This window comes from Humibacter albus DSM 18994, from assembly GCF_000421825.1.
Lineage (GTDB): Bacteria > Actinomycetota > Actinomycetes > Actinomycetales > Microbacteriaceae > Humibacter > Humibacter albus.
Map to the genome: position 1 here is coordinate 540,582 of NZ_ATXT01000013.1, position 18,853 is coordinate 559,434.

At 69.4% G+C, this 18,853-nt stretch carries 18 protein-coding genes; 12 read left to right on the forward strand and 6 right to left on the reverse strand.

Going from position 1 to position 18,853, the window contains the following annotated elements:
* Positions 1–19 precede the first annotated feature (19 nt).
* Complete coding sequence (gene ccsB, locus H623_RS0107200) at positions 20–1,096, forward strand: c-type cytochrome biogenesis protein CcsB (protein WP_051143149.1); 1,077 nt, start codon at positions 20–22, stop codon at positions 1,094–1,096.
* A 92-nt stretch (positions 1,097–1,188) separates the two neighbouring features.
* Here the strand turns inward: ccsB and H623_RS0107205 are convergent, their stop codons facing one another.
* The 3 genes from H623_RS0107205 to H623_RS0107215 all read right to left on the reverse strand — a co-directional run bounded on the left by H623_RS0107205 (position 1,189) and on the right by H623_RS0107215 (position 4,185).
* Positions 1,189–2,505, reverse strand: a complete 1,317-nt coding sequence (locus H623_RS0107205) for an MFS transporter (RefSeq protein ID WP_022900270.1) — start codon at positions 2,503–2,505, stop codon at positions 1,189–1,191.
* 154 nt (positions 2,506–2,659) lie between these two features.
* Positions 2,660–3,697: an o-succinylbenzoate synthase gene (locus tag H623_RS0107210; RefSeq protein WP_022900271.1), complete on the reverse strand. Its 1,038-nt coding sequence runs from the start codon at positions 3,695–3,697 to the stop codon at positions 2,660–2,662.
* Positions 3,698–3,741: 44 nt separating this feature from the next.
* Positions 3,742–4,185, reverse strand: coding sequence for a hypothetical protein (locus H623_RS0107215; RefSeq protein ID WP_022900272.1), 444 nt, complete (start codon positions 4,183–4,185; stop codon positions 3,742–3,744).
* 229 nt (positions 4,186–4,414) lie between these two features.
* Here H623_RS0107215 and H623_RS0107220 point away from each other — a divergent pair, with 229 nt between their 5' ends.
* Entirely contained in the window at positions 4,415–5,632 is a 1,218-nt protein-coding gene (locus H623_RS0107220; RefSeq protein ID WP_022900273.1) for an amidohydrolase, read from the forward strand.
* Between the two features lie 40 nt (positions 5,633–5,672).
* Here the strand turns inward: H623_RS0107220 and H623_RS0107225 are convergent, their stop codons facing one another.
* Positions 5,673–6,290, reverse strand: a complete 618-nt coding sequence (locus H623_RS0107225) for a TetR/AcrR family transcriptional regulator (protein WP_026940052.1) — start codon at positions 6,288–6,290, stop codon at positions 5,673–5,675.
* A 2-nt stretch (positions 6,291–6,292) separates the two neighbouring features.
* Here H623_RS0107225 and H623_RS0107230 point away from each other — a divergent pair, with 2 nt between their 5' ends.
* The 4 genes from H623_RS0107230 to H623_RS0107245 all read left to right on the forward strand — a co-directional run bounded on the left by H623_RS0107230 (position 6,293) and on the right by H623_RS0107245 (position 9,994).
* Positions 6,293–6,520: a hypothetical protein gene (locus H623_RS0107230; protein ID WP_026940053.1), complete on the forward strand. Its 228-nt coding sequence runs from the start codon at positions 6,293–6,295 to the stop codon at positions 6,518–6,520.
* Between the two features lie 66 nt (positions 6,521–6,586).
* Positions 6,587–7,528 carry a 1,4-dihydroxy-2-naphthoyl-CoA synthase gene (locus tag H623_RS0107235; RefSeq protein WP_022900276.1) on the forward strand — a complete coding sequence of 314 codons (942 nt, stop codon included), beginning with the start codon at positions 6,587–6,589 and terminating at the stop codon, positions 7,526–7,528.
* 140 nt (positions 7,529–7,668) lie between these two features.
* Positions 7,669–8,844 carry an AMP-binding protein gene (locus H623_RS0107240; RefSeq protein ID WP_157560900.1) on the forward strand — a complete coding sequence of 392 codons (1,176 nt, stop codon included), beginning with the start codon at positions 7,669–7,671 and terminating at the stop codon, positions 8,842–8,844.
* A gap of 178 nt (positions 8,845–9,022) precedes the next feature.
* Positions 9,023–9,994: a 1,4-dihydroxy-2-naphthoate polyprenyltransferase gene (locus H623_RS0107245; protein ID WP_022900278.1), complete on the forward strand. Its 972-nt coding sequence runs from the start codon at positions 9,023–9,025 to the stop codon at positions 9,992–9,994.
* 178 nt (positions 9,995–10,172) lie between these two features.
* Here H623_RS0107245 and H623_RS18465 read toward each other — a convergent pair whose 3' ends face one another.
* Positions 10,173–10,478 carry a DUF4229 domain-containing protein gene (locus H623_RS18465; RefSeq protein ID WP_022900279.1) on the reverse strand — a complete coding sequence of 102 codons (306 nt, stop codon included), beginning with the start codon at positions 10,476–10,478 and terminating at the stop codon, positions 10,173–10,175.
* Between the two features lie 91 nt (positions 10,479–10,569).
* On the opposite strand from H623_RS18465, the gene H623_RS0107255 reads away from it, so the two are divergent.
* Together H623_RS0107255 and menD are read left to right on the forward strand one after the other, a co-directional pair.
* Positions 10,570–10,932, forward strand: a complete 363-nt coding sequence (locus tag H623_RS0107255) for a PLD nuclease N-terminal domain-containing protein (protein WP_022900280.1) — start codon at positions 10,570–10,572, stop codon at positions 10,930–10,932.
* The gene (gene menD / locus H623_RS0107260; protein WP_022900281.1) at positions 10,925–12,898 is read left to right on the forward strand and encodes a 2-succinyl-5-enolpyruvyl-6-hydroxy-3-cyclohexene-1-carboxylic-acid synthase; all 1,974 of its coding nucleotides are present in this window, start codon (positions 10,925–10,927) and stop codon (positions 12,896–12,898) included. Before H623_RS0107255 ends, menD begins: the two co-directional genes overlap by 8 nt.
* Positions 12,899–12,971: 73 nt before the next feature.
* On the opposite strand, the gene H623_RS0107265 is transcribed toward menD, so the two are convergent.
* Complete coding sequence (locus H623_RS0107265; RefSeq protein ID WP_245558928.1) at positions 12,972–14,219, reverse strand: isochorismate synthase; 1,248 nt, start codon at positions 14,217–14,219, stop codon at positions 12,972–12,974.
* A 144-nt stretch (positions 14,220–14,363) separates the two neighbouring features.
* Between H623_RS0107265 and H623_RS0107270 the strand changes: the two genes are divergently transcribed.
* The 4 genes from H623_RS0107270 (at position 14,364) to H623_RS0107285 (ending at position 18,788) form a co-directional block, all read left to right on the forward strand.
* Complete coding sequence (locus H623_RS0107270; RefSeq protein WP_022900283.1) at positions 14,364–15,461, forward strand: DUF2804 domain-containing protein; 1,098 nt, start codon at positions 14,364–14,366, stop codon at positions 15,459–15,461.
* An 80-nt stretch (positions 15,462–15,541) separates the two neighbouring features.
* The gene (locus H623_RS18470; protein ID WP_051143110.1) at positions 15,542–16,291 is read left to right on the forward strand and encodes a demethylmenaquinone methyltransferase; all 750 of its coding nucleotides are present in this window, start codon (positions 15,542–15,544) and stop codon (positions 16,289–16,291) included.
* Entirely contained in the window at positions 16,291–17,355 is a 1,065-nt protein-coding gene (locus tag H623_RS0107280; protein WP_022900285.1) for a polyprenyl synthetase family protein, read from the forward strand. The genes H623_RS18470 and H623_RS0107280 overlap by 1 nt, the downstream gene beginning before the upstream one ends.
* 71 nt (positions 17,356–17,426) lie before the next feature.
* Positions 17,427–18,788 (forward strand): FAD-dependent oxidoreductase, encoded by a 1,362-nt coding sequence (locus tag H623_RS0107285; protein ID WP_026940056.1) that lies wholly within the window; start codon positions 17,427–17,429, stop codon positions 18,786–18,788.
* The last annotated feature ends 65 nt before the right edge of the window (positions 18,789–18,853 follow it).

The window sequence follows — 18,853 nt, forward strand, 5'->3', positions numbered from 1 at the left end:
GATCTTCATTTACGTGACCATGGGCCTGTACGCCTGTGCGTTCATCGCGTTCGCGCTCGATCTGGCACGAAGGAGCGCGCGCGCGACCATTCCCGAGTCCGTGCCGAGCGCGGTCTCCCGTCGCACGGCAGCCGCCGAGGACCTGGTGTTCGTCGAGGCCGACGGCGACGGGGTCGTGGATGCCGCTTCCTCCGTCTCGACGTCCGCTCAGTCCGCGTCGGGCGGCTCGGCCACCGCTACCGCGACGGCCACCGCCACGCGCAGCGGGCGGGGCAGCGCCGTCGCGCGGATCAGCGAGCGCATCGAGGGCGACGTGCACACCGGCGCCGCCATGTCGACGAGCCTGCGCGTCGCGATGATCCTCACGATCACCGGCTTCGGCTTCCACGTGCTCGCCGACGCGGGCCGTGGCATCGCCGCCGGTCGCGTGCCGTGGGCCAACATGTGGGAGTTCTCGATGACGGGCACGCTCGTCATCGTCGGCATCTTCCTGCTGGCGAACCTGCGGTTCGATCTGAAGTATCTGGGCACGTTCGTGCTGGGCCTGGTGTGCATTCTGTTGATGATCGCCACCACCAAGTACTACGTGCCGGTGGTACCGCTGCCGCCGGCGTTGCAGTCGTACTGGCTCGTCATCCACATCCTGGTCGCGATCGTTGCGACCGCGTTCTTCGCCCTCGGCTTCGCGCTGTCGGTGGCGCAGCTGGCACAGGTGCGCCGCGAGCATCGGGTCGCAGCGGACAAGCCCACGCGACTGCGCTTCCTCGCGACGTTGCCCAAGTCCGACACGCTCGAGAACCTCGCGTACCGCATCAACATCGTCGGCTTCATCGCCTGGACGTTCACCCTCATCGCCGGAGCTATCTGGGCGGAGAAGGCCTGGGGCCGCTACTGGGGTTGGGACACCAAGGAGGTCTGGACGTTCATCGTCTGGGTCATCTACGCCGGCTACATCCACGCGCGGGCGACCCGTGGCTGGCGCGGCACGCGTTCCGCCTGGCTGGCGCTCATCGGCTTCAGCGCGGTGATGTTCAACTTCGGCGTCGTGAACGTCTTCTTCCACGGCCTGCACTCCTACAGCGGCCTGACCTCCTGACGCGAGCTCCCTGAGCGAGCGGAGCGAGTCGAAGGTCGCGTGCCCCCCGAACTCCCTGAGCGAGCACAGCGAGTCGAAGGGCTCTGCAACTCCTACTCGATGGCGGGGGTCGGGCAGGTCGGGGCGTCCGACCTCACCGGTGCCATGGGGGCGGATGCGCTCAGCATCCCGCTACGCCTCGGCACCGCACGGCGCCCCGCGACAGCCGCCACCACGATCGTCACGACCGCGAGCACCAGCAGCACCGGGCCCACGATGTCGAGTCCTCGACGAAGTCCGAGCGCGGTGGCGAGCACGCCGAGCCCGACCGATGTCAGCACCTGCCCGACGTACGCGAACAGGTACGCCATCGACAGCGTTCCGGCCCGGTGGTGCGGTGCGGCATTCGCCGCGATCAACCCGAGACCGCCGAGGAACAGCAAGGCGCTCGCCCCGCCGAACAGCAACGAGGCCACGATGAAGAGCGGCAGCGAGGACTCGTAGGCGCTGGCAACGAGGGCGATCACGGCCAATGCTCCGACGATGCCTCCGGTGACGGCCGCCGTGCGCGCGGGGATCCGTCGCAATGCGATGGAGACGACGCCGCTGACCGCCGAGCCGATGGCGAGCACCGCACCGGCGATCAGTGCGTTGTCGGTGTGCAGCACGTCCTTGGCGATCTGCGCGCCCAGCGAGATGAACACCGAGCCGACGGCGAAGTTCAGCGTGATCGCGAATGCCGCGATGGCGAGGATGCCACGGATCGCCTTCGGTACGCGGATGGGACGCGGTCGCCACGGCGCGAGCGACTCGTCGCGCACGTGCCGGGGCAGGAAGAGTGCGGCGGCCGCGACGAGCACGACCACTCCGAGCAGCACCCAGAAGGTGAGCGCACGGGGCGCTGGGCCGTACTGCACGAGCAGTCCGCCGACGACCGTGGCCAGCGTGAGGCCGATAGCGATCGCCACCGTGTTGACACTGCTGGCGCGCTTGCCGGTTCGATCGAGTTCCACGAGGGCGGCGCCAGCCGGGCTCAGCGAGAGTCCGACGCCGAGGCCTTGGAACACCCGCCCTACGAAGAGCCATTCCACGTTCGGTGCCAGTGCGAAGACGAGCACGCCGATGAAGATCGACGCGAGTCCGGCGAGGATCGCCGTGCGCCGCCCGATGTGATCCGAGAGGTCGCCGAGGAGCAGCAGCGCCAGGATGAGCACCACCGGATACACGGCGAAGACCGACGTCGTGATGGCGGGAGAGAGCTGCCACACGCGTTCATACAGCGGATAGACCATGGCAGGGGATCCGCTGGCCCACAGAGCAACGACGATGACGGCGGCGGCAGTCCAGAACGCGAGCGCCGTGCGGCGACGGGCGCGTCCATCCTGTGCCGGGATGCCGGTGGTGCGGGGTGTGGCGTCGACTGCGGTCATGCGCTGGTCCCTTCGAGGACGGGATCTCGTCCCGTCGTGATCGACCGGCGCCGTTGCCGCGTGTGCAGGACAACCTCCCACGCACTACCGACATTCCCAGCAGAGAAAGGTCCGTTCGAGCAGCGAAAGGTCCGGAGTCCCGGCAGCCGAAGCGTCAGGCTCCGCGGCCGGACGCAGCGCGCGACTCGAGCACGCGGTAGGTGCGTTCGAGGCGGGCGAGCCACCAGTCCCGACGGTCGGCATCCGCGGCGTGCTCGGCGAGGAGCGCCTCGTCGACGTCGACACGACGCACCGGAATGGCGCCGTCGACCGGCGTGAGCGGCTCTCGCGTGACATCCGCTCGCAGCAGCGCGGCAGTGCCGAGACCGCAGTCGTAGTCGAGCCGTGGAACGGCTGCCGCCAGCATCGCCCCCATGGCGAGGCCCACCGAGGTGTCGATCGCGCTCGAGACGACGACCGGCAGTCCGGCCAGCGCGGTGATCTCGAGCGCGGAGCGGATGCCGCCCAGCGGCTGCGCCTTCACGATCAGCACGTCCGCCGCGCCGGCTCGCGCGACGGCCAGCGGATCGGACGCCTTGCGCACGCTCTCGTCCGCCGCGACCGGGATGCCCATGTACTTCACACGGCGGCGCACCTCGGCGAGATCCTCCACGGTCGGGCACGGCTGCTCGACGTATTCGAGGTCGTACGGCGCCAGTGCGTGGATGGCGTGCTCGGCCTCGTCCACGTTCCACAGCGCGTTCGCGTCGACCCGGATTCTCCCCTCCGGTCCGAGCACATCGCGCACGGCAGCGACGCGGGCGATGTCATCCGCGAGTTGCTGGCCGGGCTCGGCCACCTTGACCTTCGCCGTGCGGCAGCCCGGGTAGCGAGCCAGCACGGCTGCGACGTCCGCTGCGGCAACGGAGGGGACCGTGGCGTTGACCGGAATGCTGTCGCGCAGGATCTCCGGATCCTCGCCCCACCCGAAGTCGAGAGCGGCGGCGAGCCAGGCGGCCGCCTCCTCGTCGTCGTATTCGAAGAACGGCGAGAACTCCGTCCATCCACGGGGTCCGCGGGTCAGCAGGGCCTCGCGCACGGTGATGCCGCGGAATCTCGTGACCATCGGAAGTGCTACGACCCTCGTCTCCGCGAGAACGTCGGCCAGCGGTGGAAGGTCCGCCTCGGAGAGTGCGGAGCGCGCGTGGTGCATGGGTACCAGTGTGCCGGTCTCGGTGCGCTGTGTCAGCCAGCGTGTCAGCGGGCCGGGACGATGTGGGGGCGGGGACCCTCGAGCCGTGCCACGGCGATCTTCACCTCGATGAGCTCCCGCGTCTGGACGTCCAGCTTCGACCCCAGAACACGGCCCTGTTCGTCGATCTTGGCGTCGAGCCGGGCGGCTTGTTCGCCGATCTTCGCGTCGAGCCGGGCGGCTTGCTCCTCGATCTTCGCCTCGAGCTGGGCGAACTTCGCGTCGTGGCGGATGCCTTGTGCGTCGATCCGTTCATCGAGGCGGATACCCTGTGCCTCGATCCTGGCGCCTTGCGCGTCGATCCTGACGCTTTGCGCGTCTATCCTGGCACCGAGCTCTCGGAACTGTGCGTCCGAGCGTCGAATCATCCAACCGAATCCGCCCGCGAGCGCGACCAGCAAACCGGCGAAGCTGATCACCGTTGCGAGCGTCTCGACGGACACGTACATGCCTCCATTCTCCGTGCAGACGCGCGAATCTGCCAGCGAAGGTATCCGGGTGGCGCAGGCGGAAGCGTCCGCACAGAGCGAACTGTGGAAGAGGTGTTCAGGTCAGTGACGGGGACGGAGAGAGACGATCTCGCAGGGGTGTTCCGGGCTCAGTGTTCCGGGCAGACTGGGCGTAGTCGCTGAAACGACGGGCGACCCGTTCAGCTCTACCCGCCGCGGAGGAATGACGATGGCACTCGACCTTGAAGCGATCTACACGGATCTGCACCGGCATCCGGAGGTGTCGTATCAGGAGCACCGCACGGCTTCGATCCTCGCCGATGCGCTGCGCGGACTCGGCCTCGACGTCACGGAGGGCATCGGACGCACTGGCGTCGTGGGCGTTCTCACCAACGGCGACGGGCCGGTGGTGCTGCTGCGTGCGGACATGGACGCGCTTCCCGTCGCCGAGGAGACCGGCCTCGAGTACGCGAGCACGGAGCACGGAACGGATCCGGACGGCCACGACGTTCCCGTGATGCACGCGTGCGGACACGATGTGCACGTCACCTGCCTGCTCGGCGCCGCGGAGGCGCTCGCCGAGTTGCGGTCGGAGTGGAGCGGCACCGTCGTCGCGCTCTTCCAGCCGGCGGAGGAACTCGGGTCCGGCGCGAACGAGATGATCGCCGACGGTCTGTACGACCGGATTCCGAAGCCCGACATCGTGCTCGGTCAGCACGTTGCACCGGCGCCTGCCGGAGTGGTCGGCGTTCACGCCGGACCGGCCTTCGCGGCGACCGACGACGTCATGATCACGCTGCACGGCAAGGGCGGCCACGGGTCCCGTCCGGAATCCACCATCGACCCCGTCGTGATGGCGGCAGCCACCGTCATGCGGTTGCAGGGCATCGTCTCGCGCGAGGTCGCGGGCGGGGAGACCGCCGTCGTCACGGTCGGCACCATGCACGCCGGGACCAAGGTGAACATCATCCCGCCGGATGCCACGCTCGGCATCAACATCCGCACCTACGACACGGAGGTGCGTGACCGCGTGGTCTCCGCCATCGGCCGCATCGCGAACGCGGAGGCGGCGGCATCCGGTGCGCTGCAGGCGCCGGATATCGAGCTGTCCGATTCGTTCCCCGTGCTGCACAACGACGAGGCGGCCACGGAGCGCGTGCTCGGGGCGTTCCGATCCGCTTTCGGACCCGAGCGGGTCATCGATCCCGGCCGCGTCACCGGCAGCGAGGACGTCGGAGCGCTGGCGACGGCGGCCGGCGTGCCGATCGTCTACTGGCTCCTCGGCGGACTGGATCCGCAGCTCTTCACGAAAGCCCTCGCCAATGGCACGACGGATGCCGACATCCCGTCGAACCACTCGCCGTTCTTCGCCCCGCTGATCCATCCGACGCTCGAGGTCGGGGTGCAGGCGCTGGTGGTCGCGGCGCGGGAGTGGCTGGGCGCGTAGCTCTCACCGACGTCCCATACTTCTTGTCGCTCTCGGCGGGTCAGCCGGCGTCGTCGGCGATACGGGACAGCAGGCCGTCCACGAACGCGTCCACTCCCACGGCGAACGTGTCCCGCGCCGAGAACTCCAGCCACCGCGGCCCGATCGCGGCGAGCGTCGGTGTCGCCTCGGGATCGAAGTCGGTGAACGCGGGTGCTCGGGCCTCGCGATCAGCCTCGCTCGAATCCGAGCGTGTACGCACGAGGATCTCGCCGACGGTGTAGTACCAGAGGCTTCTGAAGACCGTCGTCGCCTGTGCCGGTGTCGCGCCGCACTCGACAGCACCGGCCACGATCGCCTCCACCATGGCGACGGCAGAGCCGCTCAGCCGACCCAGGAACCCATCGGCCGCGACGACCTCTGCCGCCCACGGCCAGTGAGCGAGCGTGTCGTGGATGGCGATCGTCGCGGCCACGATGCGCTCGCGAGGAGCCGACGGCAGACGGGTGCGCATCGACTCGTCCGCGTACGAGTCGAGCAGTTGGATCAGAAGGTCCTCGCGGTCCTGAACGTGGTGATAGACGGTCGCAGCGCCGACGCCGAGTTCAGCGGCCAGGCGGCGGATGGTGAGTCGCTGCCACCCGTCGCTGTCGATCACGCGCCGCGCCGCGGCGAGGATTGGTGCACGAGCTTCCGCAGCGCTATTCGACGGTCGCGCCGGCGCTCGATCACGTCGCGCGCGCCGCTTCGATCGACGGGTTGAACGCCCTCGTCCTCTGGGGAACGGTCGCCGGTGCGATCGGCCTCTCCGCCGTCGTGGTGCTCTTCGTCGTTGACAGGTTCCGTGCTCGATCGCTGAGCACGATGTCTGTGCCCGAGCCCGAGATCGTCGAATCGAGCGGTGAGTGACAGCGGGTGCCCAACCGGAATCGCGGGCCGGAGCGCCCCGGCAGGGACAGTCCCTAGGCTTGACCCATGACCCAGCAGGTATCCGAGCTGTTCGACGCGGGCGAGTGGGTGCAAGCGCCTGTGGGCGCCGCGTTCACCGACGTCACCTACCACCTCTCGAACGACGGCCGCATCGCGCGTATCGCCTTCGACCGACCGGAGGTGCGCAACGCGTTCCGGCCGCACACCGTCGATGAGCTATACACGGCGCTGGACGACGCCCGCCAGAACCCGCAGGTCGGCGTCGTGCTGCTCACGGGCAACGGACCGAGCCCGAAGGACGGCGGCTGGGCGTTCTGCTCCGGCGGCGACCAGCGCATCCGCGGACGCGACGGGTACAAGTACTCGGACTCCGAGACCTCCATCATCGACGGCGCCGGGGGCACCGCCGACCGACCGGGGAGCCACGGTGCGGTCGGACGGCTGCACATCCTGGAGGTGCAGCGACTCATCCGCTTCATGCCCAAGGTCGTCATCGCGGTGGTCCCGGGCTGGGCTGCCGGCGGCGGCCACTCGCTGCACGTGGTGTGCGACCTCACGATCGCCAGCGCCGAGCATGGCAGGTTCAAGCAGACGGATGCCGATGTCGGCTCGTTCGACGCCGGTTACGGCAGTGCGTACTTCGCTCGCCAGATCGGCCAGAAGTTCGCTCGAGAGGTGTTCTTCCTCGCCCAGGAGTACTCCGCGCAGCGCGCGTATGAGATGGGCGCGGTCAACGCGGTGGTGCCGCACGCCGAGCTGGAGACGACTGCCATCTCGTGGGCGCGCACGATCCTCGGCAAGTCGCCCACGGCCATCCGCATGCTGAAGTTCGCGTTCAATGCCGTCGACGACGGGATGGTGGGGCAGCAGGTGTTCGCCGGCGAGGCGACTCGGCTGGCGTACGGCACCGACGAGGCGGTCGAGGGACGCGACGCGTTCCTTCAGAAGCGCGACCCGGACTGGTCGCCGTTCCCCTGGCAGTTCTGACCGCTGCCCCGTCGCCGTGCCACTGCCGCGTCGCCCCGTTGCGAAAACAGCAACTGTCGTCTGAAACAGCAGGAATCCTGCTGTTTCGGCTGCGAGAGCGCGATCACTGCTGTTCTCGCGCCATGGCATAGCGTGGAGTGGTGAAGCCGCTCTCCGTGATCGATGCCGGCGAGGCGCGCGACGTCTACCTGGCGCTCCGCGACGCGCTGACCGGGGACGGCCCCGCGGTGCTGCCGCGCCAGACCGGAGGGTCTGCGGATGTGACGGCATCCGTTCCCCAGAACGTCGCGCTGGTCGTCGAGACCTCGGGCTCGACCGGCGCGCCGAAACGCGTCGCCCTCAGCGCGGACGCTCTACTGGCCAGCGCCGCCGCGTCCGCCGGCGCGATCGGCGGGCAGGAGCCGGGCACGGCCCGATGGGTTCTCGCACTGCCGACGCACTACATCGCGGGAGCCAACGTGCTCGTGCGCTCGATCGTCGCGGAAACCGAGCCGGTCGTCCTTCGGCCCGGCCACTTCGACCCGGCGACCTTCTGCGCCGCGGCCGACGCTCTCGACTCCGACCAACGCTTCACCTCGCTCGTCCCCGTGCAGCTCGCCCGGCTGCTGGATGCCGCGCTCGGCGCCGTCTCCGCCGGCGACAGCCGTATGCTGACCACGCTCCGACGCTTCGACGCGCTTCTCATCGGCGGTCAGGCGCTGCAGCCCGACCTGCGGGATCGCGCGCTGGATGCCGGCCTGCACATCGTGCGCACCTACGGCTCGAGCGAGACGGGAGGCGGCTGCGTCTACGACGGCACGCCGATCGGCACCGTGCGGGCGCGCGCCCTGGACAGCCGCATCGAGCTCGCCGGCCCGGTGCTCGCCGAGGGCTATCTGGATGCCTCGGGCGCACTCGACGCGCCTCTGACGGAGTCCGCGTTCCACACCGACGACGGCGTGCGCTGGTATCGCACCGGTGACCTCGGAACTGTGGATGCCGACGGCCGTGTCCGCGTGACCGGTCGCGCCGACAACGTGATCATCTCCGGCGGCGAGAAGGTGTCGCTGGACGCGGTGCAGGCGGCCGTACGCAGGCATCCGGGATTCGGCGAGGCCGTCGTCGTCCCGGCCGTGAGCGAGGAGTGGGGACAAGTGCCCGCGGTCGTGGTCGCCGCTCCTGCCGCGCTCGGGCTGGAGGAGTTGCGCGCACTCGTGCAGGGCGAGCTCGGCAACGCCGCGGCGCCCGGTCGATTGCTCGAAGTGGAGCGCGTGCCGCTGCTGCCCTCCGGCAAACCGGACCGTGTGACGCTCGCGGCGCTCGTCGCCTCATTGTGACCCTCTATCGCGGCTTCGCCGCTCATAGGCTCAATCGATTCGGCCCGACGAGTGAACTCGTCAGGCGCTCATCTCAATCGCCTCTATCGCGGCTTCGCCGACTCAAAGGCTCAATCGATTCGGCCTGACGAGTGAACTCGTCAGGCTCTCATCTCAATCGCCTCTAAAATTCCCCCTTGTGAGTAGCAGCGCGCGCAACAAGTCCCTGCCGAAGTCGAAGCGCAAGGGCGGCCATCCGGCCGGCAAACGAGGGGCGGTCGCGCCGGCGACCGCACGCGACTGGATCGGTGGCGCACGCCTGCGCACCCTGCCGCTCGCCATCGCGCCCGTGCTGGTGGGCACGGGCGGCGCCGTGGACGTGAGCGATCCCGGCGTCTTCCACTGGATTCGCGCCATCCTCTGCCTCGTCGTGGCGCTCTGCCTGCAGATCGGCGTGAACTACGCGAACGACTATTCCGACGGAGTGCGCGGAACGGATGCCTATCGCGTCGGCCCGAGCCGTCTCACGGGTTCCGGCCGTGCCAAGCCTCGGGCCGTGCTCGCGGTCGCTCTCGTGTTCTTCGGCCTGGCCGCCGTCGCCGGCCTGCTTCTCGTGGTGGCGTCGCAGCAGTGGTGGCTCATCGCGGTCGGGGCCGTCGCAATCGTCGCCGCCTGGTTCTACACGGGCGGCAAGCATCCGTACGGCTATTACGGCCTCGGCGAGCTCTTCGTCTTCGTGTTCTTCGGGCTCGTCGCGACGGCCGGAACCATGTTCGTACAAGTGCTCAACGTGTCGCAGATCACCTGGTTCGCGGCGGTCGCCGTCGGGTTACTGGCGTGCGCGGTGCTCATGGTCAACAACCTGCGCGACATAGACGTCGATCGTCAGGCAGGCAAGCGGACTCTCGCCGTGCTGATCGGACGCGGCTGGTCGCGCACGCTGTACACGATCTTCGTGCTGCTGCCATTCGCATTCCTGGCCGTGTTCAGCCTGATCTACACGCTGGGCTGGCTCGGGATGTTCACCCTCGTCGCCGCGATCCCGGCTGTCATCATCACACTGTTCGGCCGCACCGCACGGGAGCTGATCCTCGCGCTGCAGCTCACGTCGATCAGCGCCCTGGCCTACGCTGCGTTCTTCGCTGCCGCGCTGGCCTGGTCACCGCTGTGAAGTTTTGCGCGCGGCTTTCCGGCCGGCGCGGCGCGGCTGGCTCTGTGTGGCGGTTGCGTTCGGCGGCGTGCGTGCCGGCGCCTTGCGGGACGGGTTGCGTGTGCGCGGACCGGTTGCGCGCCGACCCTTTCGGCTGCCCCTCGCGCAGCCTCGTCGCGCGGGGCTCGAGCCGCCCGCGCTACTTCGACTTCGGAGCGGGATCAGACGCCTCAGCGGCGTCGACCGCGGCGTCTTCGACCTCGTCGTCTTTCGCGGGCGCGGCCTTGCGGCGGTCCCGCTTGTTCGCCGCCGCCAGCTGATCGGCGACGGCCTGTCGCGACGTGCGCAGGAACAGATAGGACAGACAGAACCCGATGACCACGGCGGCCACCGCGGAGACGATCCACAGGTCAGCCGGCAGAATGAGCAGCAGCACCGCCAACGGCACGGCGATGAAGAGCAGCCGCAACAGCGTGTAGGTGAGCCAGGCCGGAATGCGTTTCACCGTTCAAGTCTAGGGACGAGACCCTCGTGAGCGCGCTGTGAGAGTAGCGCGCGGTCGGGCCGCGCTGAGCCCGGCGGGTTAGCATGGCCCCATGATTCGCGTGTGGCTCATCGTGGGGGTCATCGCCGCGCTCTTCTACATCTTCTCGATCGTGGATTGCGCTCTGGCGGAGCGCGAACGCGTGCGCGGCGTACCGAAGGCAGCATGGGTCCTGATCGTGGTCGTCTTCCCGATCATCGGCGGCGTGCTCTGGTTCCTCGTCGGCCGTCCGCGGCGGGACCGCGCGGGCCGTCCGCGTTCCCTCGCTCCCGACGACGACCCGGAGTTTCTCCGGAACCTCGAGCGCGACCGGCAGCAGCGCGAGCGCATCCGCCGCATCGAGCAAGAGCTTTCCGACCTCGACGACGCACCGAAGAAGAAGTCCGGCGACTCCGACGGCCGCCGGGATGCCTGACCCCGCCGACCGCGGCGGGTCCGACGCCGAGGGCACCGCCCTGCTTGCCGCACCCGACACCGTTGCGTCCGCTGCACGGGGCACCGCTGCGTCCGCCGTCGACAGCGTTCCGTGCACCGGTAACCCGGCCACCGACGCCTCACTCGCGCTGCTCACGCGCCTCGTGCGCGAGGGCCTTCGACACGTCGTGCTCGCTCCCGGATCGCGTTCGCAGGCCCTTGCCCTCGTCGCCGCCGAACTCGAGCGCGTCGGCGCCATCGAACTGCACGTGCGCATCGACGAACGTGTTGGTGGTTTCCTCGCCCTCGGCATCGCCGCTGAGTCGCGCGCCCCGGCCGCCGTGATCACCACGAGCGGCACGGCCACCGCGAACCTGCTTCCCGCCGTGCTCGAAGCGCATCATGCGAACCTTCCGATGCTGGTGCTGACGGCCGACCGACCGAGCGAGCTTCGTGGCATCCGCTCGAACCAGACCACGGTGCAGGCGGGCATGTACGGCGCCGCGGTGCGTCGCGCCCTCGACATCGATGCGCCCACCGGTGCCGACGGGGAGAGGGATGCCTACAGCCGGCTCGCCACGCAGGCCTGGTCCGCGGCGGTGGACGATGCGGGCCCCGTGCACCTCAACCTCTCTTTCCGTGAGCCGCTGTCGGTCGCCGTGCCCGATCTGAGCGGATTCGCAGCAGCGATCGCCGCGTCGGCCGAGCAGGCTGGGGAGTCCGCCGCGGAGCCCGGTACCGCGGAGCCGGGGAGTGGCATCGCGACAGGGGCGAGCACCGGCGCAGTGTCGGCCGCGAGCGACGGTGCGCTCCCTCGCGTGAAGCGTACCGGCCGGGCCGTGAACATCGGCTCGGGCGTGCTCGGGCGCGGCAAGTACACGCTCGAGGCGGAGCCGTTCACGGTGGTCATCGCGGGCGACGCCGCCGGCCCCGACGCCGAGCAGCTTGCACGTGACGGCGGCTGGCCACTGATCGCCGAGGCGTCCAGCGGCTCTCGTTTCGGGCCGCATTTGGTGGTGCGCTACCGCGAGCTTCTGCGGGAGCCGGAGTTCGGCGGGCGCGTGCGACGCGCGGTCGTGTTCGGGCATCCGACGCTGAGCCGTGAGGTGCCGGCCCTGCTGAAGCGCGACGATGTCGAGGTGATCGTGGTCGCGCCGATCGGCGAGGAAGTCTACGACCCGGCACGCTCCGCCCGCATCGTCGGCACGGTGCGGCCTCCCGCCGACGCCGACCCGAACACGCGTGAAGCCCGCACCTGGGTCGGACGCTGGGTGCATGCCAGCCGTCAGCTGCTGGCACGCGACGACGAGGCATCCGCCGACAAGGTCGTCCCCGACATCGAAGCGGGTCGCTCGCACTCGCCGCAGGAGCGGCTCGCCTTCGCGAAGACCGAGTTCGCCGCGGTGCGAGCGCCGATCACACGACGCATGCTCGGCGAGTCGCTCTGGCGGTTCACGTGGCCGCACGACCGGCTCGTGCTGGGAGCCTCCCGGCTCATTCGAGAGTTGGATGCCGCGGTGCCCGGCAAGAAGATCCGCGTGCACGCGAATCGAGGGTTGGCCGGGATCGACGGCACGATCGGCACGGCGATCGGAATGGCGCTCGCCGCGCAGCCGCCTGGAGCGGATGCCGTGGGCACGACGCGCGTTCTGGTCGGCGACCTCGCCACTCTGCATGACGTCGGATCCCTGTTGTTCGGCGAGGGTGAGCGCCGACCGACCGTGCAGGTGATCGTCGGCAACGACGACGGCGGAACCATCTTCGACTCGCTCGAGGTGGCCACTTCGGCGCCCGCGGATGCTCTGCGCCGCGTGCTGACGACACCGCAGCACGCCGATCTCCGCTCTCTCGCGCACGCGTACGGCTGGGCCTTCCGCCGGGCGACGACGCGCGGCGAACTGGATCAGGCGCTCTCCGCGCCGCCGGTCGGCACGAGCCTGCTCGAGGTGCCGCTGACGAACGCGTGACGCGCGTCAGGAGAACTCGACGGTCAACCGGACGCCGCGGGCGCTCGGCGTGGCGGCGGGACGGACTGCGCCGTCAGCCGAAGGCCTCGGTGATGGGACGGAACTTCATCTTGGTCTCCGCGAGCTCCCGCTCCGGATCCGAGTCCGCCATGATGCCGCAACCGGCATATGCCGTGATGTCACCGGAAGGATTCAGCTGCGCACAGCGCAGTGCGATAGCCCATTCGCCATCACCATCGGCGCCGATCCAGCCCACCGGGCCGGCGTAGCGCTCGCGATCGAAGGGCTCGAGCTCCCGGATGAGCTGGAGCGCGGCATCCGTCGGCGTTCCAGCCACGGCGGCGGTGGGATGCAGGGCGGCGACGAGGTCGAGCGAGCCCGAGCCGTCCGCCAGCGTTCCGGAGAAATCCGTCGCCAGGTGCCAGAGATTGGGCAGCTTGAGGGCGAACGGCGCACGGGTGGTCTGCAGTGAGGACGCGTGCGGTGTGAGCGCGTCGGTCACGCTGCGCACCGCGACCGCGTGCTCCTGCACGTCTTTCGCGCTCGCCAGCAGCTCGTCCGCGGACGCGCGGTCGGATTCCGCATCGCGACCGCGAGCCGACGTGCCTGCGAGCACACGGGCATCCAACGTTCCCCGGTGCACACGAACCAGCGTCTCGGGGCTGGAGCCGAGCATGCCGTCGACGGCATACGTCCAGCATTCCGGGTAGCCGAGAGCGAGCTCGACGAGCGCACGGCGCACGTCGGACTCGATCGGCAGGTGCGCGCGCAGGTCGCGAGCCAGCACGACCTTCTCGAGTTCGCCCGCGCGGATGTGTTCGACGGCCGCGCCGACGGCCCGCTTGTACGCCTCGCGGGTGAGCGCGCCGGGGAGCATGGTGAGGCGGTACTCCGCACCGAACGGCGCGGGGTGGGGCGCGGCAGGCATCGCGTGGGCGTCCGTACGGCGTGTCCGAGTGATCCAGGAGCGGCCGTCTCGGCGGCCGAGCGTGATCTCCGGCACGATGAGAACGCTGGTCGCCGAGCTCTCGTCATCGAACGCGAAGGTGCCGAACGCGACAAGGCCGGTGCCCGGCATCCGCACCGAATCGGAGACCGTGGATGCCGCCGCGAGCTGCTTCCACACGGCCGACGCCTGCTCGATGCGATCGGCGCCGTGGAACTCCAGTCGCAGCGCCTCGCCGAACCCCGCGATCCCCTCGCCTCGGCGCAGCCAGAGAAGGGGTCGATGAGCGTCGGTGAAAGGAATGATGTGTCGGACGTCGTCGAGTGGGGTGGTCTCGACCGTCAACGCCTGTACTCGGGTCGCGATTGCGGTCACGGTTCTAGCGTACGTCGGTGGCCCTGGGCAGTGCCTTCGCGGGCCGGCGTGACCCGGCCCGGCGTGATCGGGCCGGTGCGGCGGGCATGACGCAGGCCGCCGGTAGTCTGTCGTCACCCGATCCGACTCGACGAGGAGTCCCCAGTGCCGCAGCCCGACGTCATGCCGCCCCGCCGCATCGCGGAGCGCGAGCTCACCGCACCCGTGCAGCTCTGCCTTCCCGACGGGCGGTTGAACACCGAGGCCGTCGGATGGTCCCGCACCCCGCTGGTGAACACCGACGGCATCGCGGCTCGGCGCGGCGGCGGCACGCGCGCTCCGTATGCCTGGGGGCGCAACAAGCGCTGGGAGTACTGGGGCGTCACGACGCCGACTCACCTGATCGCGCTCACCGTGTCGTCCATCGACTACGCGGGAGTCCACTCGCTCTGGGTGTTCGATCGCGCGACCGGCGCCGAAATCGCGGTGGATGCCGTGGTGCCGCTCGCCCGCGACGTCGAGCTTCCCGGAACGCTCGGTGCCGGTCCGGCACGCGCACGGGCCAAGGTCAAGGGCGGCCTGCTGCGCATCGACGTCGAGGAGGCCGACGGCGGAACGCGGCTGCGGGCATCCGCTCCGCGTCTCGAGCTGGATGTGGTGGCCGAGCGTCCCGAGGGCCGCTCGCTGGCCGACCATGAGGCCATGGCCGTCGTGGTGCCGTGGTCGAACCGGCTGTTCCAGTACACGGTGAAGGATGTCGACCGTCCGGCACGCGGTTCCGTCACGATCGACGGCGAGCGGCAGGAGGTGCCCGCGGGCGAGTCGTGGGCGGTGCTGGATCACGGGCGCGGACGCTGGCCGTACGACGTGCGGTGGAACTGGAGCGCGGCATCCGGCTACGTCGACGACACCGACGGCCGCCATCGCATCGGCGTGCAACTCGGCGCCAAGTGGACGGACGGCACGGGCTCGACCGAGAACGCGCTCACGGTCGACGGCCGCGTGCACAAGATCAGTGAGGAACTGGCCTGGGAATACAGCGCCGACGACTGGCTCCGACCGTGGCGCATTCGCGGCGAACGGGTGGATGCCACGTTCACGCCGTTCCATGTCAAGTCGTCTGCCACGCAGCTCGGCATCGTCGCCACGAGCGCACGCCAATGCTTCGGGCATTACTCGGGCTGGATCGCCGACGACGAGGGCACCCGGCGCAGCATCGAGGGCCTTCTCGGCTGGGCGGAGGACGTGCGCAACCGCTGGTGATCCTGTCGCCGCGGCCAGCCGTGCAGCCGCGCACGCCGCTGGGCCGCACGAGCTCCGTGACACGGCCTAAGCTTGACCGGGTGAGTAGGGCCGACCTGAGCAAGCAGCCGTCGGACGTTGCCGCCATGTTCGACGAGGTCTCGTACCACTACGACCGAACGAATGCGGTGCTGTCCGTCGGCAACGCGTCGCTCTGGCGCGTCGCCACGACCCGTGCCGTCGATCCTCGGGCCGGCCAGCTCGTGCTCGACGTGGCGGCGGGGACCGGCACCTCGAGCGCATCGCTCGCTCGATCGGGCGCCCGGGTGATCGCGGCGGACTTCTCGCCCGGCATGATCGCGGTCGGCCGTGAGCGACAGGCGGGCAATCCGAACATCGAGTTCGTGCAGGCGGACGCCACTCGACTTCCGTTCGACGACGACAGCTTCGACGCGGTGACCATCTCGTTCGGGCTCCGCAACATCGTGGACCCGGATGCCGCGCTCGCCGAGTTCTTCCGGGTCACCAAGCCGGGCGGCAGGGTCGTGGTGTGCGAGTTCTCGCGGCCGCCGGCATCCGCGATCCGCTCGGCGTACTACGCCTATCTGCGTTACGGCATGCCGGTCTTCGCAAGGCTCGCGTCGTCGAACCCGTCCGCCTACGCGTATCTGATGGAATCGATCAGAGACTGGCCCGACCAGCAGACGCTCGCGCGCAAGATCGCCCGCGCCGGCTATGAGAGCGTGAAGTATCGCAACCTCACGGCCGGCATCGTCGCGCTGCACCGCGGCTTCGTGCCCATGCCGTCGAGCGCGCCAGGGTCGGGCGCCGAATCGAAGGGTGACCAGTAGTGCCATCGCTGCCTCTCGCGCGTCGCGGAACGACGGTATCGAGCCAGATCGGCTTCACCGAGCGTCTCTTCGCCTCGAGCGAGGACAAGAAGTTCGCCGCCGCCATCGACGCGGGCCTCGAACGCGTGGAGGAGGGGCTCCGTTCGCAGGTGCAGTTCGCCGACCAGATGGCCGACGTCACGGCCACCTATCTGTTGGATGCCGGTGGCAAGCGTGTGCGTCCCATGCTCGCCCTGCTCACCGCGCAGCTCGGCGACGGCGTGACAGACCAGGTGATCACCGCGGCGCAGGCCGTGGAGATCACGCACCTCGCGTCGCTCTATCACGACGACGTGATGGACGAGGCGCTCACCCGTCGGGGGGTGCCCAGCGCCCAGCACGTATGGGGCAACTCGGTCGCGGTGCTCACCGGTGACCTGCTCTTCGCCCGCGCGAGCCAGCTCGTCGCCAGCCTCGGCGAAGGCGCCATCCGGCTGCAGGCCGATACCTTCGAACGCCTCTGCCTCGGCCAGCTGCACGAGACGATCGGCCCGAACGAGGGCGACGACCCGATCGAGCACTACATCGGCGTGCTCGCCGACAAGACCGGCTCGCTCATCGCGGCAGCGGCGCAGATGGGCGTGATGTTCTCCGGAGCGCCGACGGCGTACCTCGAACCCGTCATGCAGTTCGGCGAGAAGGTGGGCGTCGGATTCCAGCTCATCGACGACGTGATCGACCTCTCCGGCAAAGACGCCGAGACGGGCAAGACCCCGGGTACCGACCTGCGCGCAGGCGTGGACACGCTGCCGTTGCTCAAGCTGCGCAGGCGGGCATCCGAGGGTGAGGCGGGTGCCATCGCGCTGCTCGAACGGCTCGAGACCGAGGTCATCGGAGCGAGCGAGTCGGACGACGTGAGCGGCGCGGTCGACGCGCTGCGCGAGCATCCGGTCACCCAGGAGACGCTCGACGAGGCGCACCGCTGGGCCAGGGAGGCCGTCGAGGCCATCGACCCGCTCCCGGACGGCCCCGTGAAGAAGGCGCTCACGCGCTTCGCCGACACCATTGTCGAGCGCTCCAGTTGAGTCGAACGGATGCCGTCATGCACGCCAGCAGCGCTCTCCACGCCGACAAGCACCACGAAAGGGACTCCGTCATGACCAAACTGCGCCTGGCCATCATCGGGGCGGGGCCCGCGGGCATCTATGCGGCGGACATCCTGCTCAAGGCGGAACGGGAGTTCGACGTATCGATCGACCTGTTCGATCAGCTCCCCGCGCCGTACGGGCTCGTGCGGTACGGCGTCGCGCCCGACCACCCTCGCATCAAGGGCATCATCACGGCCCTTCGCGAGGTGCTCGATCGCGGTGACATCCGCATCTTCGGCAATGTGCGCTACGGCACCGACATCACGCTCGACGACCTGCAGAAGCACTACAACGCGGTCATCTTCGCGACAGGGGCAGTGCACGATGCCGCTCTGGGCATCCCGGGCATCGACCTCGAGGGATCGTACGGCGCTGCGGAGTTCGTCAGCTGGTACGACGGACACCCCGACTACCCGCGCACCTGGCCGCTCGACGCGGAGCAGGTCGCCGTCATCGGGAACGGCAACGTGGCGCTGGATGTCGCGCGCGTGCTGGCCAAGCACGCCGACGATCTGCTCCCCACCGAGATTCCCGGGAACGTCTACGAGGGGCTCAAGACGTCGCCGGTCACCGACGTGCACGTGTTCGGCCGCCGTGGGCCGACGTCGGTGAAGTTCACGCCGCTCGAGCTGCGGGAGCTCGGCGAGCTGCGCGATGTCGACATGATCCTGTACGACGAGGACTTCGACTACGACGAGCATGCGCGCGAGGTGATCGCGGGCAACAAGCAGGTGCTCGTCATCGACCGCGTCCTGCAGCAGTGGCGGCAGCGCGAGGTCGGGCAGGCATCCCGTCGGCTGCACCTGCACTTCTACGCGAAGCCGATCGGGTTCGTCGACGACGGCGAGGGCCGCGTGGGTGCGATCCGTTACGAGCGCACTGCGCCCGACGGGCAGGGCGGTGTGATCGGCACGGGGGAGATCCGCGAGCTCCCGGTGCAGGCCGTCTATCGAGCGGTCGGATACTTCGGATCGCCGCTCCCGGGCATCCCGTTCGACAAACGGCACGGCGTGATCCCGAACCACGAGGGGCAGGTGCTGCACACCAAGGACAACACCCAGTTCTACGGCGTGTACGCCACCGGCTGGATCAAGCGCGGTCCGGTCGGGCTCATCGGGCACACCAAGTCCGACGCGATGGAGACGGTCTCGCACCTCATCAACGATCTCGGCAACTGGTGGACGCCGTCCGACCCGTCCGAGGCCGCCATCGTGGAGCTGCTGCGCTCCCGTGGCGTCGAGTACACGAATCTCGACGGCTGGCACAACCTCGACGCGCACGAGCTGGCACTCGGCGAAGCGGAGGGGCGCACGCGCGTCAAGGTCGTCGACCGCGACGAGATGGTGCGGGTCTCGAACCGACCCCAATAGACCGTTCGCGTGTTCCGTCGGCGCGCTGCGGTATCGCCCGTCGTGTCACCGCAGCCCCGCGAGCA

Excerpts from the sequence above, each read along its gene's own strand:
- H623_RS0107255 (WP_022900280.1), top strand. The coding sequence starts at position 10,570 with ATGATTCGCGTGTGGCTCATCGTGGGGGTCATCGCCGCGCTCTTCTAC.
- ccsB (WP_051143149.1), top strand. The coding sequence starts at position 20 with ATGGGCCTGTACGCCTGTGCGTTCATCGCGTTCGCGCTCGATCTGGCA.
- H623_RS0107220 (WP_022900273.1), top strand. The coding sequence starts at position 4,415 with ATGGCACTCGACCTTGAAGCGATCTACACGGATCTGCACCGGCATCCG.
- H623_RS0107205 (WP_022900270.1), bottom strand. The coding sequence starts at position 2,505 with ATGACCGCAGTCGACGCCACACCCCGCACCACCGGCATCCCGGCACAG.
- menD (WP_022900281.1), top strand. The coding sequence starts at position 10,925 with ATGCCTGACCCCGCCGACCGCGGCGGGTCCGACGCCGAGGGCACCGCC.
- H623_RS0107210 (WP_022900271.1), bottom strand. The coding sequence starts at position 3,697 with ATGCACCACGCGCGCTCCGCACTCTCCGAGGCGGACCTTCCACCGCTG.
- H623_RS0107215 (WP_022900272.1), bottom strand. The coding sequence starts at position 4,185 with ATGTACGTGTCCGTCGAGACGCTCGCAACGGTGATCAGCTTCGCCGGT.
- H623_RS0107235 (WP_022900276.1), top strand. The coding sequence starts at position 6,587 with ATGACCCAGCAGGTATCCGAGCTGTTCGACGCGGGCGAGTGGGTGCAA.
- H623_RS0107285 (WP_026940056.1), top strand. The coding sequence starts at position 17,427 with ATGACCAAACTGCGCCTGGCCATCATCGGGGCGGGGCCCGCGGGCATC.